The sequence below is a fragment of the Nostoc sp. JL31 genome, from assembly GCF_017114965.1.
Lineage (GTDB): Bacteria > Cyanobacteriota > Cyanobacteriia > Cyanobacteriales > Nostocaceae > Nostoc > Nostoc punctiforme_A.
In genome coordinates this window covers 1-22,054 of the sequence record NZ_JABXKO010000108.1, presented here as the reverse complement: position 1 = coordinate 22,054, position 22,054 = coordinate 1, and the positions used below count along the sequence as shown (strand labels likewise).

Genomic DNA, 22,054 nt, shown 5'->3' with positions numbered 1-22,054 from the left:
TCTTGCGTTACTTTTATGGATAATTAATACTAAAGTGCCAGTTTAATAAACTGCGGAGTCGAAAATTGCTAAAGTTACGAAAGCCCAGAAGTGTTGAATGTTAAAAAACAACTGATAAAAATAGCCCAAAATATAGTATTTTTGGGCGGAGACTTAAAATATATTAGTTTGATTGCGATTGTGGATGGGGTGTTGCTGAAATGGAATAAGTGTTGCACTTTATACGTACTAAAGAGCCATTAATTTCTAGATTAGAGTTTATTATTTATTAATAGTAGTGTACAAACTATTGCACCAAGCATATAAACCATAGACGTGTCAGCATCTTTTAAAAATAGAAGATAAAACATAGAGAACACTACAAAAATAAGTACTGTTATTTTCAACATAAAACCTAACAATTTCAACTATAACTACAAAAAAATACATCAAAAATCTATCTTACGTTTTTTGAAATTTTTGCTTGCAGAAAATAGTTCAATTTCTAATAACATTTAAGACTTTAGCGTGGAGAAATTATTGAATCGCTATTCTTAATATATTTCTCAAGTGATTGTTTAACTGATTGTAATTATGACAGTTTTTTTTGTGGTAGTAACTAATCTAGACAAAAGTACTGATACCAAGTACTTTTTTCTCTCTAAGTTAAATATTGGAGCAAGCGATCGTGCCACTTGCTCAGAAATATGCCATCTCTAGTATTATTTCTTTGATGAATGGGGCGTTACACGCATGTTTTTGCACCCAGCAAGAGCAATAAGAAACATCTCTAAGTTCTAAATAGTGCCGAAAGTAACACCCTGTTTTTTGAGCCACTGACGGTATGCAATAGAATAGCGATCGCTCGGTAAATGTCAATACGGTTCAGTTAAGCCTAAAACTCTTTGTAAAAGTCAATTTTTTTAACGTAGACGCAAAGCGGCTTGCCGCAGGCTACCGCCAAGGACGCCAAGAGAAGAAAGAAATGCTTAACTGAACTGTATTACGGTAAATGTACTTCTGCTTGCAAATCCAAAGGTAAGCGTCGGGGTTGCTGGGACTCGACAATGGCTATATCTTGGCTAGCAACAAGATATTTGAATATCTACATACGCTTCCACTTTTACTTCACGGACACTGTTTACCATTAACCAATATTGGGGCATGCACTCATCTTCATCGACTGGCGTAATTGTATAGAAGATATTTGGTAGTTAAACTACCTTGCTGTACGAAGTGATTAAATCAGATTATTTGGCGGAATTAACCACGAATCCTGACATACTGTTCAATGGAGTTGCGACAGAGTTGGATAGTCTGTGTAGCCATATTCACTACCACCATAGAACGTCCTGACATCACCTTCGCTCAGAGGGGCATTGAGTCGTAGCCGCTCCACTAAGTCAGGGTTAGAGATGAATGGTCGCCCGAAAACTATGGCATCAGCCCGCCCGCTTGTAATTGCTTCATCACCCTGTTGTCGATCAAAACCACCCACAGCCAGCAGTGTTCCTTGGTAAACGGTACGTAGAAGATCAATGGGGTTGAAGTTCGGTGCAGTTCCTCTGGCATAACCTTGGTTATACCCAACGTGCAAGTATGCCAAACCGAGTGGACTAAGTGCTTTTGCAACATAAGTGTAAGTTTCAGCAGGATTGTCATCGAATGTATCGTTGACTGTGAAGCCGGGGGCAATCTTGACTCCAATCCGCTCTGCTCCCCGAACCCGACAGAGAGCATTGACCACTTCGAGCGTAAAGCGAGTTCGATTCTCCAATGTGCCACCATAGGCATCGGTGCGTTGATTGGAGCCACTGACTTGGAACTGGTTGGGTAGGTATCCAGTTGCTGCATGAAGTTCCACACCATCAAAACCTGCTTCAATAGAAAGTTCCGCGGCTCTGCGGAACTCCTCTACGATTTCGGGTATTTCCTCCAACTCTAACGGACGGGGTATCTCGAAAGGGACTTTGCCATCCCAAACGTGAACTTCTTCGGACACCACCGGGACAGCCGAAGGGGCGATCGGTCGGGCATGGTTAGGTAATAGGGAGGAGTGTGACACCCGTCCAGCGTGCATCAGTTGCACAAATATCCGACCCCCAGCAGCATGAACTGCATCTGTCACTTTTCGCCAGCCTACAACCTGCTCCTGGTTGTGCAGCCCAGGACAGGTTGTGTAACCCCGCCCCATTGGAGAAGGATGCGTTCCTTCGGTAATAATGAGTCCCGCCGAAGCTCTTTGGGTGTAGTATTCGACCATTATCGGGGTAGGTACACAGTCAGTAGTAGCTCGAAGACGGGACATGGGAGACATGATGATGCGGTTGGTCAGGTCAAGCGAACCTAGTCTAACTGGCGTGAACAGTCCTGATTTTTCTGGCATTAGTATTTTCCTTTTCTAGAACCAGTGCAATACCTGCGGCGATAAACTACACCCTATCGACAACCTCAAAATACTGCCCTACAGATAATTTCAAGATAACTGAATTAGGAACGCTGACAAATTGCACATTTGCGTTCTTGATGGATTATGAACAATAATTGTACATAAATTAGGGACTTTTAGGAAAAAAATATCCTATTATAGGGTTATAGGGGCGCAAATCGTGCGCCCCTATAAATGTACGAATCATTTTAAGCGCTCTAGTAAACGATCGCCTACTCGCAATGAATTGGCGATAATGGTCAGCGTGGGATTGACTGCGGAACTGGATGGAAAGAAGCTGCCATCGACAACATAGAGATTATCCACGTCATGGGTACGGCAATTAAGATCCAGTACAGAGGTCTTTGGGTCTTCTCCAAAAAGACAAGTACCGCATTGATGACCAACTGATTGCAGTGGCATCATGTTGCGCGGATAGAGGCTAAATGGAATGCAGTGTTCTGCCCGATCGACCTGCTTGAGAACACCTACCCAGCGTTTAGCTAGGCGATCGCTTGCTTCTAAATTGTTGGGTTTATAGTTTAAGTAAAGGCGCTCTTTTTCTACCCGCACGCGATTCTCAGGATCGGGTAAGTCTTCTGTTTGCAACCACCAGCCAACTGTATGATCGGCAACTGTTTTCAGTTCTGCCCCTGGTCGCAGCCTTAATAGTGGAGCCATAAGTGCGGGAACTTCGGCGGGTAGCATATCTGCCAATACGTTGCCAGTATTTTGTACCAAGCCCATTGGGTAGGGAAAATCAGATTCGCCCCAATAAAAATCACTAATGGCGATCGTTTTTTGATAAACAGAAGGATTGAGTTTTGTATTTAGTTGCACCATTGCCATAGAAATATGCTTCATCAGGTTGCGCCCCACCCGATCGGAACTGTTTGCTAATCCGTTGGGATGTTGGTCATTGTGCGATCGCAATAACAATGCTGCTGAGTTAATCGCGCCACAAGCAACTACAACAATATCACCTGTAAAGAATTGAGTTTCGCCGCCAATCTCAGCTTCTACGCGGGTAACTTCTCGACCAGAGGGACTTGTATGTAACCGTGTGACTTTGGCTTCAGTCAGTAAAGTAATGTTTTCATTATGGCGAATGTGTTGAATACAGTTAACTTCAGCATCAGCTTTACCTTGAGTTAAGCAAGGAAAGCCATCGCAGGTATTACAACGAATACAGTTGCCCAGACTTTTATCTACTTCATTAAGTTTCAATCCCAACGGCAGATTAAAGGGATGCAAACCAGCTTCCCTCAGACTGTTAACAAGTTCCTGCATTCGGGGTTCATGGTGTACGGGAGGATGAGGATAAGGTAGACTCCTCGCTGCCTCAGTGGGATCGATACCTCCTTGACCGTGGACATCATAAAGCTGCTCTGCTTGCGTGTAGTACGGTTCAAAGTCGCGGTATTTTAATGGCCATGCTGGTGAAATACCGTCCTTGTGTTCCACTTGCTCAAAATCGCGTTCCCGTAATCGCAACAATGCTGCACCATAAACTTTAGTATTACCACCAACGCAATAGTTCGTTGCTGGACGAAAGGGTTTATGGTTTACGTCGTACCACTGCTCTGGAGTGTGATACCGTTCTTTTTGGTAAACTTCCAGCGCACTCCAGTTTTCCTTTTCTCGCGGTAAAAATTTACCCCGTTCCAAAATTAAAATTTTCTTGCCACTGAGTGCAAGATGATAGGCTAAAGTGCCACCACCCGCCCCAGTGCCGATGATAATCGCATCATAATGAGTGTTGCTTGTCATGATTGTTCTCCGGGAATTGGCAGAGAGTCACTCAAATCGATTTTGCCGTGACGATTGTAGTCACAGCGAAAAATACAACGTTTGTGATTGTTGTGATGCAATTTTGCACACTTGACGGCGCGTTTGCCAAATAGATATTGATATACTCCTGATGCCAGAAACATCCCCGCAGGTGGCACAATTACATATAGCCAAAATGCTGTCCAAATGTGGGCAGGTAAAGCAGAAGCTAGGCTGCGGGCAGGGTTCATGCCAAAGCCAGATAGAGGAGCTTCAAAAAAAACGTAAAGCATTACCAGAAATCCGGCAAATAGCCCTGTAAAGCGACTGAGTTTCTGATTGTTACTACTTATCAGCACGGTCATCATCATTACGAATGCAATGACTAGTTCGCCCAATACAGCCACAACCCAACCTGATTTTCCTGGTACGGTAACGATATAGTTCACAGGCACTTTGGTGAACACCTGACCCAGCAATAATGCCACCAAATAAACCCCAAATAACCCGCCCAAACATTGAAACAGAATGTAAAAAATAGCATCCTGACGTTTGACTTTTCCCAGACGATAGAATGTGAGCGTGACAGCAGGATTCATGTGTGCGCCGGATTGCTTGCCACAAGGAGAATAAATAAGAGTAATTGCTGTCAAACCCATGACCACACCAATTAAAAACCGACGCAAATCGCCATTGGGAATTGCTTGATGAATCGGGGAACCAGGATACTGAAATAGACAGGTGAATACTCCCGCAGCAATCAGAAATAATCCCAGTTGTGCTGCTTCCATTAAGTATTCTGGTAAATGCTTTCTAAATGTTTCCATGCTGCTCTTGCGCTCGGTGTTCAGCATTTTGGAGAATTAGCGCGGCGACTAATCCTGTCCAGCCTGTTTGATGACTGGCTCCAATACCCGCCCCGTTATCTCCATGAAAGTATTCGTGGAATAAAATATAGTTACGCCAATGAGGATCGGATTGAAATATTTCCAGACCGCCATATACCGGACGACGACCGGCAGGATCTTGCTCAAAGATCGCAACTAGGCGATGAGAAAGGGCGATCGCTACTTCCTTTAATGTCATTTCTTCCCCGGAACCTGTGGGATATTCCACCTTCAAGCTATCTCCGAAGTAATCATAAAACCTCCACAGTGATTCAATAATTAAGTAGTTTACCGGAAACCAAATCGGGCCACGCCAGTTAGAGTTACCGCCAAACAAACCTGTGGTAGATTCGGCGGGTTCGTAACGAACGCAGTAATCATGTTCACCTTGATGTAAAACATAAGGATCTTTGAGGTGATGTTTTGAAATAGCGCGAATTCCGTAATCACTCAAGAATTCATTCTCGTCGAGCATCCGTTGCAGAATACGTTGTAACTTTGTCTTGTAAGCGATCGCTAATAACCTTCTCGCACCTACCCCCGGTGTTTCCATACAGGCGACATTATCTTTTAAATCTGGGCGATTACGTATGAACCATTCCATCCGACGCTTGAAGCCTGGAAAACGCTCTAAAGTTTCTAATTCCAGCACTGTGACAGCGTGAAGGGGAATTAACCCAACCATTGAGCGCACTTTGACGGGAAATTGCCGTCCATCGGGTAAATGCAGAGCATCGTAGTAAAAGCCGTCTTCTTCATTCCACAGCGAAATCTCTGCATTTCCAATACCGTCAATGGCATCGGCAATGTAGAGAAAATGCTCGAAGAACTTGCTGGCAATGTCTTCGTAGGTAGAATCTTCTTTGGCGAGTTCCAGTGCGATCTCTAGCATATTTAAACAGTACATTCCCATCCAGCTTGTACCATCTGCTTGATTGAGATGGCCGCCTGTAGGTAGTTCATTGCTGCGGTCAAATACCCCTATGTTGTCCAGCCCCAAAAATCCACCCTGAAATACGTTCTTACCTTCTATATCTTTGCGATTTACCCACCAAGTAAAATTCAGCAACAGTTTGTGAAAGACCTTTTCCAGAAAAGCGCGATCAGCTTTTTTGCAAGACTTCTGCTCGATTTGATAAACCCGCAAAGCTGCCCACGCCTGCACGGGTGGATTAACATCACCAAATGCCCATTCGTAAGCAGGTAATTGACCGTTGGGCTGCATATACCATTCGCGTGTCAGGCGGTCAAGCTGCAACTTGGCAAAACTTGGATCGATGACAGCTAGGGGAATCAAATGAAATGCTAGATCCCAAGCAGCAAACCAAGGGTATTCCCATTTGTCTGGCATCGAGAGGATATCTTCACTAAATAGAGAAATCCACTCATGGTTGCGTCCAGCCTGTCGTTCTGGTGGAGGTGGCGGTTGTTGGGGATCGCCCTTGAGCCAGTCATGGACGACATAGTTATAATACTGCTTGCTCCATAGCAAGCCGGCAAAGGCTTGGCGCTGAATATTGCGCTCATCTTCTGACACGGGAAAGGGAGAAATGCCCTGATAAAATTCATCAGCTTCGGCAATGCGTGTCTGGAAAATTGTGTCAAAATCTTTGCCAAAAGGCTCTGTCAGAGTTTGCACATCACTCAACCGCAATAGCACAACTTTAGTTTCACCTGGATTGATAGTTAATTTGTAGTGAGAGGCAAACTTTGTACCTATACGTTTGGAATTGACGGCTGCTGTTTTCCCATTTACAACATACTCATTAATGCCATCTTTGACATAAGGTGAGTCATTGGTGGAACCAAATAATCGTTCGTAATTGGTTTCGTTGTCAGTAAACAGAAGTTCTGTATCTCCTTGGCAGTAAAGCCAGCGAGTTCCCAGGTAAGAATTCTCGGCTTCAATTAAACTGAAGTTGGAATCTGAGCTAACCACTTTCATAAAAGGTTTCTCAATTTCGGGATTCCAAGCCCAGATATTCCGAAACCAGAGTGTTGGCAGTAGATGGAGTGTGCTGGCTTGTGAACTGCGATTAGCGATCGCAATTTTAATTAAAATATCTTCCGGTGCGGCTTTGGCATACTCGATAAAAACATCAAAATAACGGTTCTCGGCAAAGATCCCCGTATCAAGTAGCTCAAACTCCGGCTCAAATTTACTTCGGCGCTGATTTTCTTGTAATAGTTGCGTGTAAGGAAATGCTTGTTGGGGATACTTGTACAAGCACTTCATGTAGGAATGGGTGGGCGTATTGTCAAGATAAAAGTAATACTCTTTAACATCTTCACCGTGATTACCTTCTGTGCCCGTTAGCCCAAACAGTCGTTCTTTGAGAATGGGATCGTTGCCATTCCACAAGGCGATCGCAAAACACAAACGTTGCCGACTATCAGAAATACCAGCAATGCCATCTTCGCCCCAACGGTAAACACGCGATCGGGCATGATCGTGAGGAAAATAATCCCAAGCAGAACCGTTGCGGCTGTAATCCTCCCGTACCGTACCCCATTGGCGATCGCTGAGATAAGGCCCCCAGCGTTTCCAGTAGGCAACACGTTCTTGATCCTGCTGCAATCTTACTTCTTCTGGAGTCACGTCGCTTCGCTCCGAATTAAAAATTAAAAATAGGTATGGGGAATGAGCTTTTGAACTCCATTAAAGAGTCTTTGAACTCCATTAATGAGGCTTTGAACTCCATTAAAGAGTCTTTGAACTCCGTTAATGAGGCTTTGAACTCCGTTAATGAGGCTTTGAACTCCATTAATGAGGCTTTGAACTCCATTAATGAGGCTTTGAACTCCATTAATGAGTCATTGAACTCCGTTAATGAGGCTTTGAACTCCGTTAATGAGGCTTTGAACTCCATTAATGAGGCTTTGAACTCCATTAATGAGGCTTTGAACTCCATTAATGAGTCATTGAACTCCGTTAATGAGGCTTTGAACTCCGTTAATGAGGCTTTGAACTCCATTAATGAGCTTTCATGAACTCCACTCCTCTGTCTCAGTATCCATGCTCACCTTCATCCTTGAACCAAGCTAGTTAAGCGAAAACCATTTCGCTAAGGGCGTATCGCACCAGATAGTTGTTAGAACTATATTTCTACAAGAGAGTATGTTGGTCAACTCTAGTATCTTTAAGGGAAATTATTTCAACTGTGCGGAATCCGAGTACCGCTAAGAGATTATTTTCGGGCAGTTTGACGGGAGCAGGTTGATCGCCGTGACCTGGAGCGGGGAGGGGATAAGCAGTCGCCGCAGCAGTGTGGAAGCGAATATTGCCTTCGCTATGCTCAATCACTTGATGGATGTGTCCCGTTAACACTGTTACCGATGCAAAACGAGATAGCAGTGAAAGCAACTTTGCCGAATCGGCAGTTGCCCATCCCCATTTGGGATAAAGGTCATACAGGGGAATATGGCTGAAAATAACTAAAGGCTTATCCTGTTTCTGCGCTGCTAAATCTTTTGCCCGGTAGTCCAACTGCGCCTGACCCAGTTTACCCGTACCGGTTGCCCCAAAGTCTAGTACATTAGTTAAGGAGACAAAGTGTATTCCCGCCTGATCCCAAACCTGTAAGCCTTCTTTAACATCCTTTCGGTTAAAGGCTTCTTCGTAGGCTTTGCCGCGATCGCCAATTGTATCGTGTTCCCCTGGTAGAGTAAACAGTGGGACTTTCAATTGAGAAAGCAGTTGTTTGGCCTGATCAAATTCTTCTGGTTTAGACAAATGGGAGATGTCTCCAGTGTGAATGACAAAGGCGGGTGGAGTGGGTAAAGCATTGATTGCATTGATCGTTTTCTGGAGCGTATCGGTTACATGTTCATTTGCAGGTTTTTTGAAACCGATGTGCGTATCGCTAATTTGAACGAAGGAAAACGGTAAAGCCGTGGATGATTTTTGAGCATTTGGTTCTCCTACCTGACAGGCAGTTAATAAGCCATTTCCGCCAACAGTCCACACAATGCCGAGTCCTGTCCAGCCTACGTGTTCAATAAATTTTCTGCGTTGCATTGGTATTCCTCTGGTTAATTTTTCTCTTGTGTTACCGTCAACGTCCCTTTCATAAAGGGATGAACTGAGCAAATATAGGGATAGATACCCGGTTTAGTAGCGCTGTAGTTCCAGGTTTGATTGGTATCTAGTGCTTTAGAGTTGAAAGTACCATCCGTAGCCGTAGCCGTGTGGGGTTCTTCATCGACATTGATAAATTGAACAGTTTTACCAACAGCGATCGCCAAATTTGCTGGCTCAAATTTGAAATTACGAATTTTGACCGTAGCATCGGCAGTTTGTTGGCTAGTTTGGGGTTGGGACTTAGGGTTATCTTTCATCACCATTGGTTGGCTAGTCGTTGCCTTATGGTTCGGACTACAGGATGACAACGACAACAGGATTACCAAGAAGGCACTGGCGATCGCTATGAAAAAATAAGAAATGTATTTCATCAGCGTCCTCCCATTCGCTTTGGTTGATAACGAAACAGTCCTGTCAGCGAGAGTCCGGTAGCCACTAAGCCAATCAGACCTAGCCCATTCAAAACTGGCACAATGGCAGCGTGGTGTATGGAGTGGCGCTGAAAGTGTTGCAAAGCCAGCCGGAAGCAGAAGACCTGACTCAGGAAATTTTTCTATCGTTATGGCAGCGCCCGGTTGACTCTACTAAACACGGTCATTTGATGCGCTACCTAATTGTCATGACTCGATCGCGGGCGATTGACAAACTGCGATCGCACAGTCGCACCCTTAATTTGGTGCAACGTTGGGGGCAGAACGTCACTGCTGCACCCCCCGCCCATACTCCGGTTGAGCAGGCTGTTTTCAATGAGCGATCGCAGCAAGTGCGGCAGGCATTAGCTCAACTTTCCGTTCAGCAACGGCAGGTGATCGAACTGGCCTATGATGCCGGACTAAGCCAATCAGAAATTGCCCAACAACTGCATAAACCCCTGGGAAGCGTCAAAAGCTGGACTCGCCAGGGACTCCTGAAACTGAAGCAACTTTTACGGGACTCAATTGACTAAGGTTATGACTGAACCTCTCACCCCTCAAGCAATCGAAACCTTAGCAGCAGGCTATGTAGTGGGCGACCTTGATCGCACTGAAGTCGCAGCTTTCGAGCAACTGCTGATAGAAAATCCGGCATTGGTGGCACAAGTGAATCAGTTGCGAGAGGTCTTAGACCAGGTGGCTTGTGACTTAAACAGCGTTGAACCCCCTCCCCATCTCCGGTCTGTCATCCTGGCAACGGCTACTACCACTCAACTGACCTCCCGACACAAACAGCCTCGGCTCTGGTATACCGTCATGGGTAGTGTCGCGGCACTCCTGATTCTGTGTTTAGGAGTAGATAACTATCGCTTGCGACAAGATTTGGGCATGGCTCAAAACATTAATACCTTACTGCAACAGTCCCAGACGCAACTTTTCTCTCTCAAGGCTGTGAATGCGTCAAATACTGCTGCGGGTAGCTTTGTTGTGAATTTAGGACAACGACAGGGAATTCTAGTCGTGCAAAATCTGGTGGCTCCACCCACAGGTAAGGTCTATCGACTTTGGGCGATCGCTGATGGCGAAAAAATTCCCTGTGGCACTGTGAAAATTAATCCCCAGGGAAAGGTGCTAGATAAATTTTGGATGCCTGCCGACTTTTATGACACAGGTATCTCTGGGTTATTCGTGACGTTGGAATCGTCTGAAACTAGCCGTTATCCAACCGGAGCTATTGTAATGCAGACTAACTCATCGACCAAGATATAACCTCAGCAACGTGTTTTTCAGAAATGGAAACATTCAGATAATTTTTGATAACGTGAGCCTAATTTACTTAATAACTCCAAGTATATTGAAATAGACCTTTTATCCCAAACAACGCTAATCATTAACAGATTAATACACCCCCAATTAGTCCGGTCAATCACTACATAAATAACTTCATTTCAGGGAAAATATATCTTTAACCAGCTTTTAATAATTGGAAACCAAATTTTTTCAATATTTATGTAATTTAAAGATTTTTATCTTTAAATTATTTTTATTCTACTTTCAAAAAATATGGGGATAGGTCAAGCAGTAGCTAGTGCTTCAATGCTAACAGTTTTAATAGATTGCAATAAATTTATCAGGATTTTTAGTAATAAATATTCTGCACGTCCCAATTCTCGCTTGAGGTTTGTTTCGTTAGAATTCTGACAATATTATCATTAAATAGAGCTTGTTGCGAATGAATGCTCTTTTTATTTTACCACAAATTGCTACACTCTTTGTAATATAAGCATTATAGACCATTTTGTCTCCCCGCAAGATCCAATACACAGTGCTTTTAAATCCATTGAAAAACTACTGGAAATTTCTAAAATTAATTCAATTTTCTCCCCTAATTTTACCCGATTGCTCTCTATATTCATAAACACAAGGGCAGAGAACATTGCCCAAGACACATATCAAAATCAGGAAAAAACAATGAAAACTGTAGAAGCTAGTCAACCTAAAACATTGAAGAAATTTGTGATTCGTGAAGTTGAAACTCTGAAAACTACCGCTGCTGCCGCTTATGTCTGCTGGATATGCAGTAGTTGTTGGTAATTTCTAGAATTAATTCAAATATCTCCCCTAGTTTTACCCGATTGTTATTTATATTCATCAACATAAGGGTAGAGAACATTGTCCAAAACAAACATGAAACTCTGGAAAAAATAATGAAACCTGTAGAAGCTAGTCAACCTAAAACATTGAAGAAATTTGTGATTCGTGAAGTTGAAACTCTGAAAACTACCGCTGCTGCCGCTTATGTCTGCTGGATATGCAGTAGTTGTTGGTAATTTCTAGAATTAATTCAAATATCTCCCCTAGTTTTACCCGATTGTTATTTATATTCATCAACATAAGGGTAGAGAACATTGTCCAAAACAAACATGAAACTCTGGAAAAAATAATGAAACCTGTAGAAGCTAGTCAACCTAAAACATTGAAGAAATTTGTGATTCGTGAAGTTGAAACTCTGAAAACTACTGCTGCTACCGCTTATGTCTGCTGGATATGCAGTAGTTGTTGGTAAGCTAAAACAATCAATGAACTATTGAATTTCAACTTGACATTGTAAGTAGTTCATTGAGCTAGCTACACCTGAAATTAGTGGGGGATTGCAATCCCCCACTAATTAATAAATATTTTTTATCTTATGCATTCTCCTTTAGGCGTTTCCATAAGGGGATGTGCAGAGGCGCAGAGAAATAAAGAGTTGAAAATTAGGAGTTTTGTAACAACAAGTCTATTGATTGTGACTCCGGAATTCAGAATTATTACAACATTAAATTAGGAAGGAAACTTGACGTGACCAGATATCCTACCGACGCTCTGGTTTCTATTTATCCATTTACTCGCCAACCTGAAGGAGATGAATTCATTATTGGTAGAGTAGATACTAATATTTTTCTAGCATTGCCTTCTGATGCAATAGAGTTACTAGACTATTTGGCTGCTGGCAAAACCATCGGACAGGCACAATGGCTTTACGAGCAAAAGTATAATGAAGTACCAGATATTGAAGGTCTGCTAGAAGTTTTAGAAGAAAACGATTTTGTTAATATTCTATGTGCAAAACAAACAATTTTTACAACACATACTAAGCAACCGAAGCAAATAAATCACTTCACTTGGATTTCTCAATCTTTTGCCAAACTTTTATTTAGTAATAAGGTATTAATTTGTTGTGGATTAATCGTACTTCTGGCTTTATTTGCTGTTTATTTTAAGCCGATAATTTTGCCTAGTTATCAAGCTTTTGTCTTTAGCAAAAATGTCACAATGATGGCATTAGTTTTAACTGGAATTAATGTTATTGCAGTGTTTCTGCATGAGATGGCTCATTTATTGGCTGCTAAAGCAGTAGGTGTTTATTGTCAATTAAGACTTAGCAATCGCCTTTGGATACTCGTAGCAGAAACAGATATGACGGGGATATGGGGTGTTCCTCGAAATCAGCGATATTTACCTTTTATTGCAGGCCCTTTACTAGATATTGTATCAGCTTCTATCTTGCTACTGGTTTTGTTTGCCGAACAACAAAAATGGCTAGCGATCGCTCCTATTGTTTTGCAATTAATGCAAGCGATCGCTTTGAGTTATCTCCTAGCTATACTTTGGCAATGCTATTTCTTTGTTCGGACTGATTTTTATTACGTAATTGCCAACTTTTTTAGATGTAGAAGTCTGATGAAGGATACAAAGGTTTTCGTACAAAACCAAATATTGCGATTATTCAGATTTTCTCATACTACTGACCAATCATCTATTCCTAAAGGCGAAATGCGAGTGATTCGCTGTTACGCTCTTATCTACGTTCTAGGTAACATAGCTGCATTTTGGTCGCTGTTCTTCATCGGTATTCCAACTATGTGGAATTATGCTTCCCTACTTTTAGGCACGTTGAGTGCAGGGTATGAATCTAATCCTTATGCCTTCACCGATGCCTTAATAATGGGATTGCTGGTTTTTGGAATTCAAGGTATTGGTATTTTCCTTTGGATTAATAATTTACGTCATACTAAAAGGAGATAATTATGAAGCGCCACAATACTCACGAAAAGACTATTTTACAACAGCCAGAAATTGGTAAAGTAATTTTACTAGAGGCAGAATCCGGTAGTTCCAGGTTAGAAATTTTGCAGCAATGGTTACAGGTAGGTGAAGAAAATAAAGCAAAAACTTGGCTGCTATCATTTAATAGCCAACAAGATGGATTATGGGCTGGATTAAATGAATGGCTAAATCAAATTTTACCAGATATTCAAGCAAAAGCACCACATTTAATTACTAAACATAGCTATGAATTAGCAATGATTTTGCCTGCTTTAAGGCGTCAAATATCGGTACGAAACCCGAATTTAACAGACAGTTCCATTGATGATGAAAGGGTACGTAATTATCCTTTGGATCGAGCTTATAGGATAGTACATGGTGTCATCGATTTACTCGATTCCTGGTATGATTACACCGATGGTTCTCCTTGGCTAATTGCTTGTAATGATTATGAGCAAGCAGGGTTTTTGGTACGTCGGTTTTTTGCTGAACTGATTCGTCGTCGGGGACAAAAACTAAAGTTAAGTTTACTCTTCGCTACTGCTCCTAATACTGGTGAAACTGCGATCGCTCACTTAAACCAGAAGTTTTTGGCACAAAAGATTAGCTTGCAATTACCAGCAGAACCAGAAGTAGTAATTGAAGAACAGAAAATGTCCCAACTGGCACAAAAGTTGGAAGAACAAATTGCCAGAGATGCTATTGAACTTGAAATTCACGGGCCGCGGCTGGTTTCCTATTGGTTAAAAAGCGACCAACCTGAAAAAGCATTGATTTGCCAAGCAAGACTTTTAGGAATTTATAACCATCAAGGTTTTTATGAAGATGCATTAGTCTACTGTGAATCTGTCGCTACTCAACTTGACCATCTTTGTGGAACAGACAACAACATGCGATGGAATATGGTTGGGAATCTTTTTAATTGCTACGCAACAACAAAAAATATTGCCAAGGCATATCAAATAGTTCAAGAAGAAGCTCTCCTCAAACTTGATGCACCAGCACAGTTAGTTCGAGCTTATTACATAATGGCAATGTTCCATACTCGCTTTCTGCCGGAACACGACCACGCTTTAGCTGAAGATTATCTCAATCGCAGTCTGAGCATTTTAGCAGACCCAACTTCGGATATTCCAGCTGATGATAGACATTTTATGGCAGCTTTCGATATGAACGGTTTAGCACTTGTTAAACACCGTCAAGGTGTTCCTCAAGAAGCGATCGCACTTTGTAAGTCGGCAATTGAAGAATTCAAAAATAATTTGAGTGAAGGTAAACATCGATTGCATCGCTCAGTTTTGGACTATAACATTGCTCAAGTATATGCAGCAATGGGCGAATTAGAAGAAGCTGTGATTTATTTTACTGCTGCGATCGCTGCCGATCCAAACTACTCAGAGTACTACAACGATCGCGGTAATGCTTACCAACGCATGGGTCATTTAGAAAATGCTTTGGACGATTATCACCAGGCTATTGAACTTAGTCCGCCATACTATGAAGTCTGGATGAATATGGGACATTGCTATTACTTAAAAGGTCTGATCGAGGAAGCTATCAAAGCTTATTCGGTTGCTCTTGATTTACAGCCTACTCAGACTCCAGTATTAATTGCTCGCGCCCAAGTATTTGAAGCATGTGGACATCTAGAAGAAGCCTTATTAGATTATAATGCAGCACTTGATTTAAATTCACAGCAACCTTTCTTATTAGCAAATCGGGCTACACTTCACTACGAACTCGGACAACTATCAGAAGCTTTGAGTGATTTATCAGCTGCGATCGCCTTATCACCAGACAATCCAGACTTATATCAAAATCGGGCGATCGTATTAATTAGTTTAGGTCAGTCTGATGCTGCATCTGCCGACCTCCAGACTTATCTTCGGCTGAATCCCAATGCAACAGATCGTGCTGAAGTAGAAGAAAGTTTATCTAGTCTGAGCAAGGGATAACTATCAAATTCTTCTGATGAGATTCAGAATATTATTTGCTCGGAATTGATGGAGCAATGTCTACGATATCGCTCCATAATATTATAAATACAATTGTCAGTCTATGGGAATGCTGCAACTTAAAATCTTCATCACTTTGCCTGGTTCAGAAGCACGTAAAAATACACGTGCAACTGGATGATTTTTCCGAACCACCTCTTGTAATAGCTCTAACAAACGCTGCTGCTCCAGGTAGTTCAGTTTCAAGGACAAAGGGCTATGATGCTTATTTTATCTGCATCCTAGCCCTTTTTGTCCCCCCGTAAGGACAAAACCTCGATAAGAATTACGTAAACAACTGCAAACTTCTTAATTGGCAACTGTTTCCGCTTTTCTTAGTACCATTTGTCTTTAGGCTACAGTGACTCCTAGCGTATAAGAACCAGGGTCAAAAAAGCCAGAACTGAAAGTTCCGCCATTTTGCGGGAAGTAATCATAATCACTTACTGAAATGGAGTAAGTACCTGCCCCTAGTGAAGCGGTGATTGATTGAGAAGTACTGGAACTCTGTAAGTTCCCAGCACTATTAAATAGGCCGAGAACTGGAAAGTTACCACTGTAATTCGGCGTGCTAATAGTCACAGTTCCTGGGTTGGCTAAAGAAAATGTGAAAAAGTCGAAATCAGGATTGTTCCCTGGAAGTCTTGCCAGTTGAGCAGAGGTATTAACTTCTGAACCTGATGTTAAAGTACCTAGCTTCTCAGCAGTGGCTAGTGTGTTGTTTGTCCCTTGTCCAGCATCTTCTTTCTCGTAGAACAGGAAGTCGTCACTATCAAGCTTCAGAGGCGATGCTTGCACAACACCAATGAGTTCATCTAGCTCTCCTGAGTTGTCCAGAAATACCCTTGTATCCGGTCCCACAGTCTGCAAGCGATAGTCTGCCAGTGTTCCTTTGAGCTGGATTGTATCTTCGTTGGAGTTGAAGCCAGTGATGGTAGCGTAGTCTGCCAAACCACTACTTCCATTGTTGTTATCGTCATAGAAGACATTAGTAGCATCTCCAAGTAAGAACTGATCTTCCCCAGGTCCTCCAGTTAGGGTATCAACCTCCCCTAATCCAGGAGAATCAGAACCGTTAGTATCAACGCCTATGAGGACATCATTTCCAGGCCCTCCAAGGAGAGTGTCATTGCCGACCCCGCCACGGAGGGTGTCATCGCCTTCTCCTCCTTCGATTTGGTCATTGCCAGCCCCGCCAAACAGGCTGTCATTCCCATCCTCGCCCAAAACGAGGTCATTACCTTCCTGACCATCAAGAAAGTCATTGCCATCTCCACCAAGCAAGGTGTCATTGCCGCCTCTGCCAAAGAGGGTATCACTGCTGCTTCCTCCAATCAGGGAGTCGCTAAAACTAGAACCAAAGACTTGCTCGATATTGAACAGGACATCACTCCCATCTCCCCCACTGGCAGTTCCAGTGCCAAGGTCAACGGTGACTCCGGCAGTGGCATTTAAATAATCAGCAGTATTAATGCCAGTCCCACCAAAGAGTTGGTCATCCCCGCCTCCACCTTGGAGTTGGTCGTCGCCGTCCCCACCAAGCAGAATGTCATTGCCGCTGCCGCCTAGCAGGGTATCATTGCCTTCTCTACTAATGAGAGTGTCACTCCCGTCCTCACCATTGAGAAGGTCATTGCCAGCCCCACCAAGCAGGATGTCAATGCCGCTACCGCCAAGCAGAGAGTCATTGCCGTACCCGCCATTGATAAAGTCGTCGTTAGCCCCGCCAAGGAGGGTGTCATTGCCGTTATCGCCAAAGAGGCGGTCATTACCAGCCTCACCATTGACAAAGTCATTCCCGTCCCCACCACTGAGGAAGAAGTCATTGCCAGCTCCGCCAAGGATGGTGTCATTGAACCTAGAACCAACGATTCTTTCAATCTCCAACAGGACATCATTCCTGCCCTGCCCTGTAGCGGTTCCAGTGGCAAGGTTAATCGTGACTCCGGCAGTGGCACTGAAATAATCAGCAGTATCAACACCAGCTCCACCCAAGAGTTGGTTATTGCCAGTCCCACCACGCAAGGTGTCATCGCCAGCCCCACCACGGACAATATCGTTGCCTTCCTCGCCATCAAGCAGGTCATTGCCAACTCCACCATCAAGCAGGTCATTGCCACCTCTACCAAAGAGGGTGTCATTACCGCGCCCGCCAGTTAGAATGTCGCTGAAACCAGAACCAAAGACTTCTTCGATATTAAATAGGACATCATTCCCAGCCCCTCCACTGGCAGTTCCAGTCGCTAGGTTAACGGTGACACCAGCAGTGGTATTTGAATAGTCAGCAGTATCATTGCCAGTCCCACCAAAGATTTTGTCATCCCCGTCCCCTGCTTCGAGTCGGTCATTGCCAGCCCCGCCAAGGAGGGTGTCATCGCCAGCCTGACCAATCAAGTTGTCATTGCCATCCTCCCCATCAATCTGGTCATCGCCAGCCCCGCCATTGAGCGTGTCAACCCCTTCCCCGCCAAAGAGTTGGTCTTTACCGTCTTCTCCAGCAAGTCGGTCATTTCCGTCCCCGCCTTCGAGAAGGTCATTGCCAGATCCACCAAGGAAAGCATCATTACCGAACCCACCAAGCAGGGTGTCGTCACCGCCTTTGCCAAGGAGTTGATCGTCATCCTCCTCGCCATCAAGCAGGTCATTGCCAGATCCACCAAGGAGGACATCATCGCCCAACCCACCAAGCAGGGTGTTCTCGCCGTCCTCACCATTGAGAAGGTCATTGCCGTCCTCGCCATTAAGCGAGTCATTGCCAGCCCCACCCAAGAGGTCATCATTGCCGCCCCGACCAAAGAGGTTATCATCACCGCCCTGACCAAGGATAGCGTCATTCTCAAACGTGCCAATCAGAGTGTTATTCTGGTTGTCTCCAATAATGTCTGCCATATCAATCGCCTCGGTTATAAGTTTGATTCAGAGATATTCGCTGGCAGAGGTGTCATCTATGAGTAGCCCTGCCAGCGGGGAGAAACCCTAGATAGGTAGTTCAAATAAATGCAGCATCTACTTAGACTGGTTTCTGCTTTCGTAACCGCTCAATAATCCGGGGTAAATCGCTCAGTGACAAGGCTCAAATGGCGTAAACTCGTTCCTGAACTGGTAGTTCGCCCCGATTTATTGAGCGGATACCTGCTTTCTTAGTCTAGACACAATAAACTAGCTCCAGTCATCTTAGCAAACCAAAGCCTTGTTCAAAAACATATTTGCCCATCTTAGAGCAATCCAATGCAATCAGAATTTTTTTTAACATATAAACCTCTAATACTTAGGCTCGTTGAGTTTTTTAAAAGCTCCTCATCTTACATACAGTTTAAATATAAAGAAATAATTTGAGGAACTTGTGAGGAACATAAAAGACTTTTGCAGTTTCTTACGCCTGTGGCTCAGTTGTGGAGCCTGATGAGCAGATGTAAGAGTTCTATTGATTTGAAGTTGGATTACGTAGAAGCTATATCAGGGTTGGGTTACTACAGCCTCAGATTTGGCCATAATTGGCAGCAAGAGTATCCTAAATTGAGGCAATGGTTTGAGGTATTGCATCAACGTCAATCGGTTGTATAAGCAATCCGTAACGCTCGTAAAAAGTACTAAATATGTCTCTTTGCTCCCCCTGCCTATTTCACGAGGATCTTACTTTTTCGCGTTGCTCCCCTTCGCCAGCAACTTTTTGATCACTATCACAAGTGCCGGATCGTCATTCCAGCACTCTTGCAAGAAGTCAAAACCCGGATTCTGCCCCGAATTCGCCGCAACTTTGAGCGTAAAAAGTAAACTCAACGGGGTTGGTGACAACCCTGTTGAGTTTACCATATATAGCGAATGAGCCAAAGTTATTTGGCATTATTTATGCTAGACCTGATATTGTAATTCCTGGATTCGATTCGGCACAGATGCTAAACTTGAGCGCACTGGTAGGACTTGTGGGATTATTCGGCATCGCTATTCACGCTTGGTCAACATTACCAGATACTATACCTGTCCACTTTGGATTTGATGGACAAGCCAATGGTTGGGGGAGCAAAAAAGTTCTGTGGTTGTTACCAATTGTCGGTTTAGCAATTTATGGACTTTTAACATTTATTAGTCGTTATCCTAATACATTTAATTATCTAGTTGTAATTACCGAACAAAATGCTTTGCAGCAGTATCAAATTGCTTGCTCAATGTTGGATTGGTTAAAAAGTGAGATGGTTTGGATATTTGTTTACATTGAATGGCAAATATTCCATCTAGCGACTACAGAAAATCCCAATTTAGGGGTATGGTTTATGCCTGTAACATCAATAATTATATTTGGGACAATTGGATATTGGTTGCGTCAATCTTTTCTGGCACGTTAACGCCATACAAAATAGCAATTTTTCTTAACAACTTCAAAAAACACATAACTAAGATAGAAGAAAAAGCAGCCTTGTAGCGTTGGGAGTGGGAACGAGTACTTGAATATGCCAGCAGTTGAAGTGCTTTACGCGAAGGACTTGCGGCAGACATCGTTACCAATTTTAAAGTTAACAAAAATTAGAATGCAGAAATGCTCAAAGCTGAAAAACTTTGCCAGAGTAGAAATAAGGGTTTTGACATTTACCTATGTGCAATTAAATGACTCAAATATTTGAAGGTGCAACGAAACCAGACGATTATATCCGTGTTGCTCAACTTGCAGAAGTTCAGGCACAAGGCAGTTTGTTAGTCTACAAAGAAAAGCATACCATTGCTTTATTTTACTCAAATCATACAGTTTATGCAATTGATAACCGTTGTCCTCACATGGGCTTTCCCTTACAAGGAAGCACTTGCAAAGATGGTATTGTTACCTGTCCTTGGCATTATGCCCGGTTTGATCTCAAGAGTGGTGGAACGTTTGACTCGTGGGCAGATGATGTTCCTTGTTTCGCGGTAGAAATCCGTGATGGTGAAGTCTGGGTAAATTTAGCACCACTAGTTAACCCTCATGCTCACTACCGCCAACGTCTGCAAGACGGTTTAGAGCAGAATATTTCTTTAGTGATTGCCAAATCAACACTCGCACTGTTAGATATAGCGGTGAATCCGGTAGAACCATTTCTTATGGGGCTAGAATTTGGTACTCGTTATAACAAAGCAGGTTGGAGTACGGGTTTAACTATCCATACCTGCATGATGAATCTACTACCTTATCTAGATGTAGAAGACAAACCCCGTGCTTTATTCTACGGACTATCGGCAGTAGCTAATGATAGTGCAGGTGCCCCACCAGAGTTTGTCGTTCAGCCATTACCCAACTCTAAAGTAGATTTTGCAACTCTCAAAAACTGGTTTCGCCAATTTATTCAGGTACGGGATGCTGAAGCAGCACAAAGATGTTTAGTATCTGCGATTCGTTCAGGAGCTAATTCAAAGCAAATAGCAGATATGCTGTTCTGTGCTGCTACGGATCGTCGTTATCTTGATGTTGGGCATACGCTTGATTTTATCAATAAAGCATTAGAAGCACTTGATGCTATAGCTTGGCAAGCAGCAGAATCAATTCTGCCTAGTCTAGTTTCAGGTTTAGCCAATGCTTCCCGGATGGAAGAATCCAATTCCTGGCGCTACCCTGTAGATTTGGTGGCAATATTAGAGTCGGCTTTTGAGCAATTACCGACTGTATTAAGTGTGGGAAAATCTCGACAAGGAAGTTGGTCAGAAGTAGATGGACTAGTACCAATTTTATTAGGTGAAGACCCACAAGCGATCGCAGACTCGCTGTTGAATGCACTGTCAACAGGTTGTACTGAAGAACAATTAGCTGGTGTAGTTACTTATACAGCAGCATTACGAGTAGCTCGTTTCCACACTAATAATGACTTTGGAGATTGGAATTCAGCCCACCATCCATTTACGTTTGCAAATGCCGTACATCAAGCTTTACGAAGAGTACCAACAGTCGAATTACTAAGAGGTGTGTTTGATGCAGCGATGAGTGTGTATTTAAATCGTTTTTTGAATGTCCCAGCAGCACGTCTGCCAGCACCTCAAAACATCGTGCAAAATCCCGAACAATTACTCCAACAGCTACCAGATTTATTAAACCGTCATCAGCAAGTAAACCAAACAGGGCAATTAGTAGCAAATTATTTATATCAAGGTGGTAATCCTGAAAGACTCATGGCGATGCTGGGGAAAATGATGCTTAGAGAAAACCGTGATTTTCATGTAATTCAAGAAATAGAAGCCGCTTTTCGTCAGTATTCTCTATTAGGTGACACTCCTGCTAAGATTCATGTATTAGTTGCTGCTGCTCGGTATTTAGCAGCCCATTCTCCCACTATGCGATCTCTTGGACAAACCTATCAAATCGCTTATCGGTTACATAAAGGCGATCGCCTATTCGAGGAATCTTATAACCATTTCACTCTAGACAATTGGGGAATGGGGAATGGGGAGTAAAA

General features: G+C 43.1%; 19 protein-coding genes and 1 pseudogene. 10 read left to right on the top strand and 10 right to left on the bottom strand.

Annotation, left to right across the window (positions count from 1 at the left end):
- Positions 1-1,267: 1,267 nt before the first annotated feature.
- The 7 genes from HWQ43_RS26890 to HWQ43_RS26860 all read right to left on the bottom strand — a co-directional run bounded on the left by HWQ43_RS26890 (position 1,268) and on the right by HWQ43_RS26860 (position 9,516).
- Complete coding sequence (locus HWQ43_RS26890; protein WP_292739356.1) at positions 1,268-2,365, bottom strand: alkene reductase; 1,098 nt, start codon at positions 2,363-2,365, stop codon at positions 1,268-1,270.
- Positions 2,366-2,611: 246 nt separating this feature from the next.
- Positions 2,612-4,177 (bottom strand): GMC family oxidoreductase, encoded by a 1,566-nt coding sequence (locus HWQ43_RS26885; RefSeq protein WP_292739354.1) that lies wholly within the window; start codon positions 4,175-4,177, stop codon positions 2,612-2,614.
- Complete coding sequence (locus HWQ43_RS26880) at positions 4,174-5,004, bottom strand: aquaporin (protein ID WP_292739352.1); 831 nt, start codon at positions 5,002-5,004, stop codon at positions 4,174-4,176. Before HWQ43_RS26880 ends, HWQ43_RS26885 begins: the two co-directional genes overlap by 4 nt.
- Complete coding sequence (locus HWQ43_RS26875; RefSeq protein WP_292739350.1) at positions 4,991-7,663, bottom strand: glucosidase; 2,673 nt, start codon at positions 7,661-7,663, stop codon at positions 4,991-4,993. Before HWQ43_RS26875 ends, HWQ43_RS26880 begins: the two co-directional genes overlap by 14 nt.
- A gap of 16 nt (positions 7,664-7,679) precedes the next feature.
- Positions 7,680-8,039 (bottom strand): hypothetical protein, encoded by a 360-nt coding sequence (locus tag HWQ43_RS26870; protein ID WP_292739348.1) that lies wholly within the window; start codon positions 8,037-8,039, stop codon positions 7,680-7,682.
- Between the two features lie 131 nt (positions 8,040-8,170).
- A complete protein-coding gene (locus tag HWQ43_RS26865; protein ID WP_292739346.1) occupies positions 8,171-9,082 on the bottom strand; it encodes a metallophosphoesterase in 912 nt (303 codons plus the stop codon).
- 14 nt (positions 9,083-9,096) lie between these two features.
- Positions 9,097-9,516 carry a cupredoxin family copper-binding protein gene (locus HWQ43_RS26860; protein WP_292739344.1) on the bottom strand — a complete coding sequence of 140 codons (420 nt, stop codon included), beginning with the start codon at positions 9,514-9,516 and terminating at the stop codon, positions 9,097-9,099.
- 110 nt (positions 9,517-9,626) lie between these two features.
- Between HWQ43_RS26860 and HWQ43_RS26855 the strand changes: the two genes are divergently transcribed.
- Together HWQ43_RS26855 and HWQ43_RS26850 are read left to right on the top strand one after the other, a co-directional pair.
- Entirely contained in the window at positions 9,627-10,091 is a 465-nt protein-coding gene (locus HWQ43_RS26855; RefSeq protein WP_366932911.1) for a sigma-70 family RNA polymerase sigma factor, read from the top strand.
- 4 nt (positions 10,092-10,095) lie between these two features.
- A complete protein-coding gene (locus HWQ43_RS26850; RefSeq protein WP_292739342.1) occupies positions 10,096-10,827 on the top strand; it encodes an anti-sigma factor in 732 nt (243 codons plus the stop codon).
- A gap of 35 nt (positions 10,828-10,862) precedes the next feature.
- On the opposite strand, the pseudogene HWQ43_RS26845 reads toward HWQ43_RS26850, so the two are convergent.
- Positions 10,863-11,225, bottom strand: a pseudogene (locus tag HWQ43_RS26845) (IS4 family transposase); the annotation flags it as partial.
- Positions 11,226-11,529: 304 nt separating this feature from the next.
- Between HWQ43_RS26845 and HWQ43_RS26840 the strand changes: the two are divergent.
- From HWQ43_RS26840 to HWQ43_RS26820, 5 genes are all read left to right on the top strand, one after another.
- Entirely contained in the window at positions 11,530-11,652 is a 123-nt protein-coding gene (locus HWQ43_RS26840; RefSeq protein WP_292739340.1) for a hypothetical protein, read from the top strand.
- 113 nt (positions 11,653-11,765) lie between these two features.
- Complete coding sequence (locus tag HWQ43_RS26835; protein WP_292739338.1) at positions 11,766-11,888, top strand: hypothetical protein; 123 nt, start codon at positions 11,766-11,768, stop codon at positions 11,886-11,888.
- 113 nt (positions 11,889-12,001) lie between these two features.
- Positions 12,002-12,124 carry a hypothetical protein gene (locus tag HWQ43_RS26830; protein ID WP_292739335.1) on the top strand — a complete coding sequence of 41 codons (123 nt, stop codon included), beginning with the start codon at positions 12,002-12,004 and terminating at the stop codon, positions 12,122-12,124.
- Between the two features lie 275 nt (positions 12,125-12,399).
- Positions 12,400-13,626, top strand: a complete 1,227-nt coding sequence (locus HWQ43_RS26825) for a hypothetical protein (protein WP_292739333.1) — start codon at positions 12,400-12,402, stop codon at positions 13,624-13,626.
- Between the two features lie 2 nt (positions 13,627-13,628).
- Entirely contained in the window at positions 13,629-15,602 is a 1,974-nt protein-coding gene (locus HWQ43_RS26820; protein ID WP_292739331.1) for a tetratricopeptide repeat protein, read from the top strand.
- Between the two features lie 96 nt (positions 15,603-15,698).
- Here the strand turns inward: HWQ43_RS26820 and HWQ43_RS26815 are convergent, their stop codons facing one another.
- Both HWQ43_RS26815 and HWQ43_RS26810 read right to left on the bottom strand, forming a co-directional pair.
- Entirely contained in the window at positions 15,699-15,854 is a 156-nt protein-coding gene (locus HWQ43_RS26815; protein WP_292739329.1) for a hypothetical protein, read from the bottom strand.
- Positions 15,855-15,992: 138 nt separating this feature from the next.
- Positions 15,993-18,530, bottom strand: a complete 2,538-nt coding sequence (locus HWQ43_RS26810) for a hypothetical protein (protein WP_292739327.1) — start codon at positions 18,528-18,530, stop codon at positions 15,993-15,995.
- Positions 18,531-19,004: 474 nt separating this feature from the next.
- Between HWQ43_RS26810 and HWQ43_RS26805 the strand changes: the two genes are divergently transcribed.
- The 3 genes from HWQ43_RS26805 to HWQ43_RS26795 all read left to right on the top strand — a co-directional run bounded on the left by HWQ43_RS26805 (position 19,005) and on the right by HWQ43_RS26795 (position 22,052).
- Positions 19,005-19,205 carry a hypothetical protein gene (locus HWQ43_RS26805; protein ID WP_292739325.1) on the top strand — a complete coding sequence of 67 codons (201 nt, stop codon included), beginning with the start codon at positions 19,005-19,007 and terminating at the stop codon, positions 19,203-19,205.
- 224 nt (positions 19,206-19,429) lie between these two features.
- Positions 19,430-19,984 (top strand): DUF1648 domain-containing protein, encoded by a 555-nt coding sequence (locus tag HWQ43_RS26800; protein WP_292739488.1) that lies wholly within the window; start codon positions 19,430-19,432, stop codon positions 19,982-19,984.
- Between the two features lie 259 nt (positions 19,985-20,243).
- Entirely contained in the window at positions 20,244-22,052 is a 1,809-nt protein-coding gene (locus tag HWQ43_RS26795; RefSeq protein ID WP_292739323.1) for a Rieske (2Fe-2S) protein, read from the top strand.
- Positions 22,053-22,054 lie beyond the last annotated feature (2 nt).

Coding starts and splice junctions, on each gene's coding strand:
- HWQ43_RS26890 (WP_292739356.1), bottom strand. CDS start 2,365: ATGCCAGAAAAATCAGGACTGTTCACGCCAGTTAGACTAGGTTCGCTT.
- HWQ43_RS26885 (WP_292739354.1), bottom strand. CDS start 4,177: ATGACAAGCAACACTCATTATGATGCGATTATCATCGGCACTGGGGCG.
- HWQ43_RS26880 (WP_292739352.1), bottom strand. CDS start 5,004: ATGGAAACATTTAGAAAGCATTTACCAGAATACTTAATGGAAGCAGCA.
- HWQ43_RS26870 (WP_292739348.1), bottom strand. CDS start 8,039: ATGGAGTTCAAAGCCTCATTAACGGAGTTCAAAGCCTCATTAACGGAG.
- HWQ43_RS26865 (WP_292739346.1), bottom strand. CDS start 9,082: ATGCAACGCAGAAAATTTATTGAACACGTAGGCTGGACAGGACTCGGC.
- HWQ43_RS26860 (WP_292739344.1), bottom strand. CDS start 9,516: ATGAAATACATTTCTTATTTTTTCATAGCGATCGCCAGTGCCTTCTTG.
- HWQ43_RS26850 (WP_292739342.1), top strand. CDS start 10,096: ATGACTGAACCTCTCACCCCTCAAGCAATCGAAACCTTAGCAGCAGGC.
- HWQ43_RS26840 (WP_292739340.1), top strand. CDS start 11,530: ATGAAAACTGTAGAAGCTAGTCAACCTAAAACATTGAAGAAATTTGTG.
- HWQ43_RS26835 (WP_292739338.1), top strand. CDS start 11,766: ATGAAACCTGTAGAAGCTAGTCAACCTAAAACATTGAAGAAATTTGTG.
- HWQ43_RS26830 (WP_292739335.1), top strand. CDS start 12,002: ATGAAACCTGTAGAAGCTAGTCAACCTAAAACATTGAAGAAATTTGTG.
- HWQ43_RS26820 (WP_292739331.1), top strand. CDS start 13,629: ATGAAGCGCCACAATACTCACGAAAAGACTATTTTACAACAGCCAGAA.
- HWQ43_RS26810 (WP_292739327.1), bottom strand. CDS start 18,530: ATGGCAGACATTATTGGAGACAACCAGAATAACACTCTGATTGGCACG.
- HWQ43_RS26795 (WP_292739323.1), top strand. CDS start 20,244: ATGACTCAAATATTTGAAGGTGCAACGAAACCAGACGATTATATCCGT.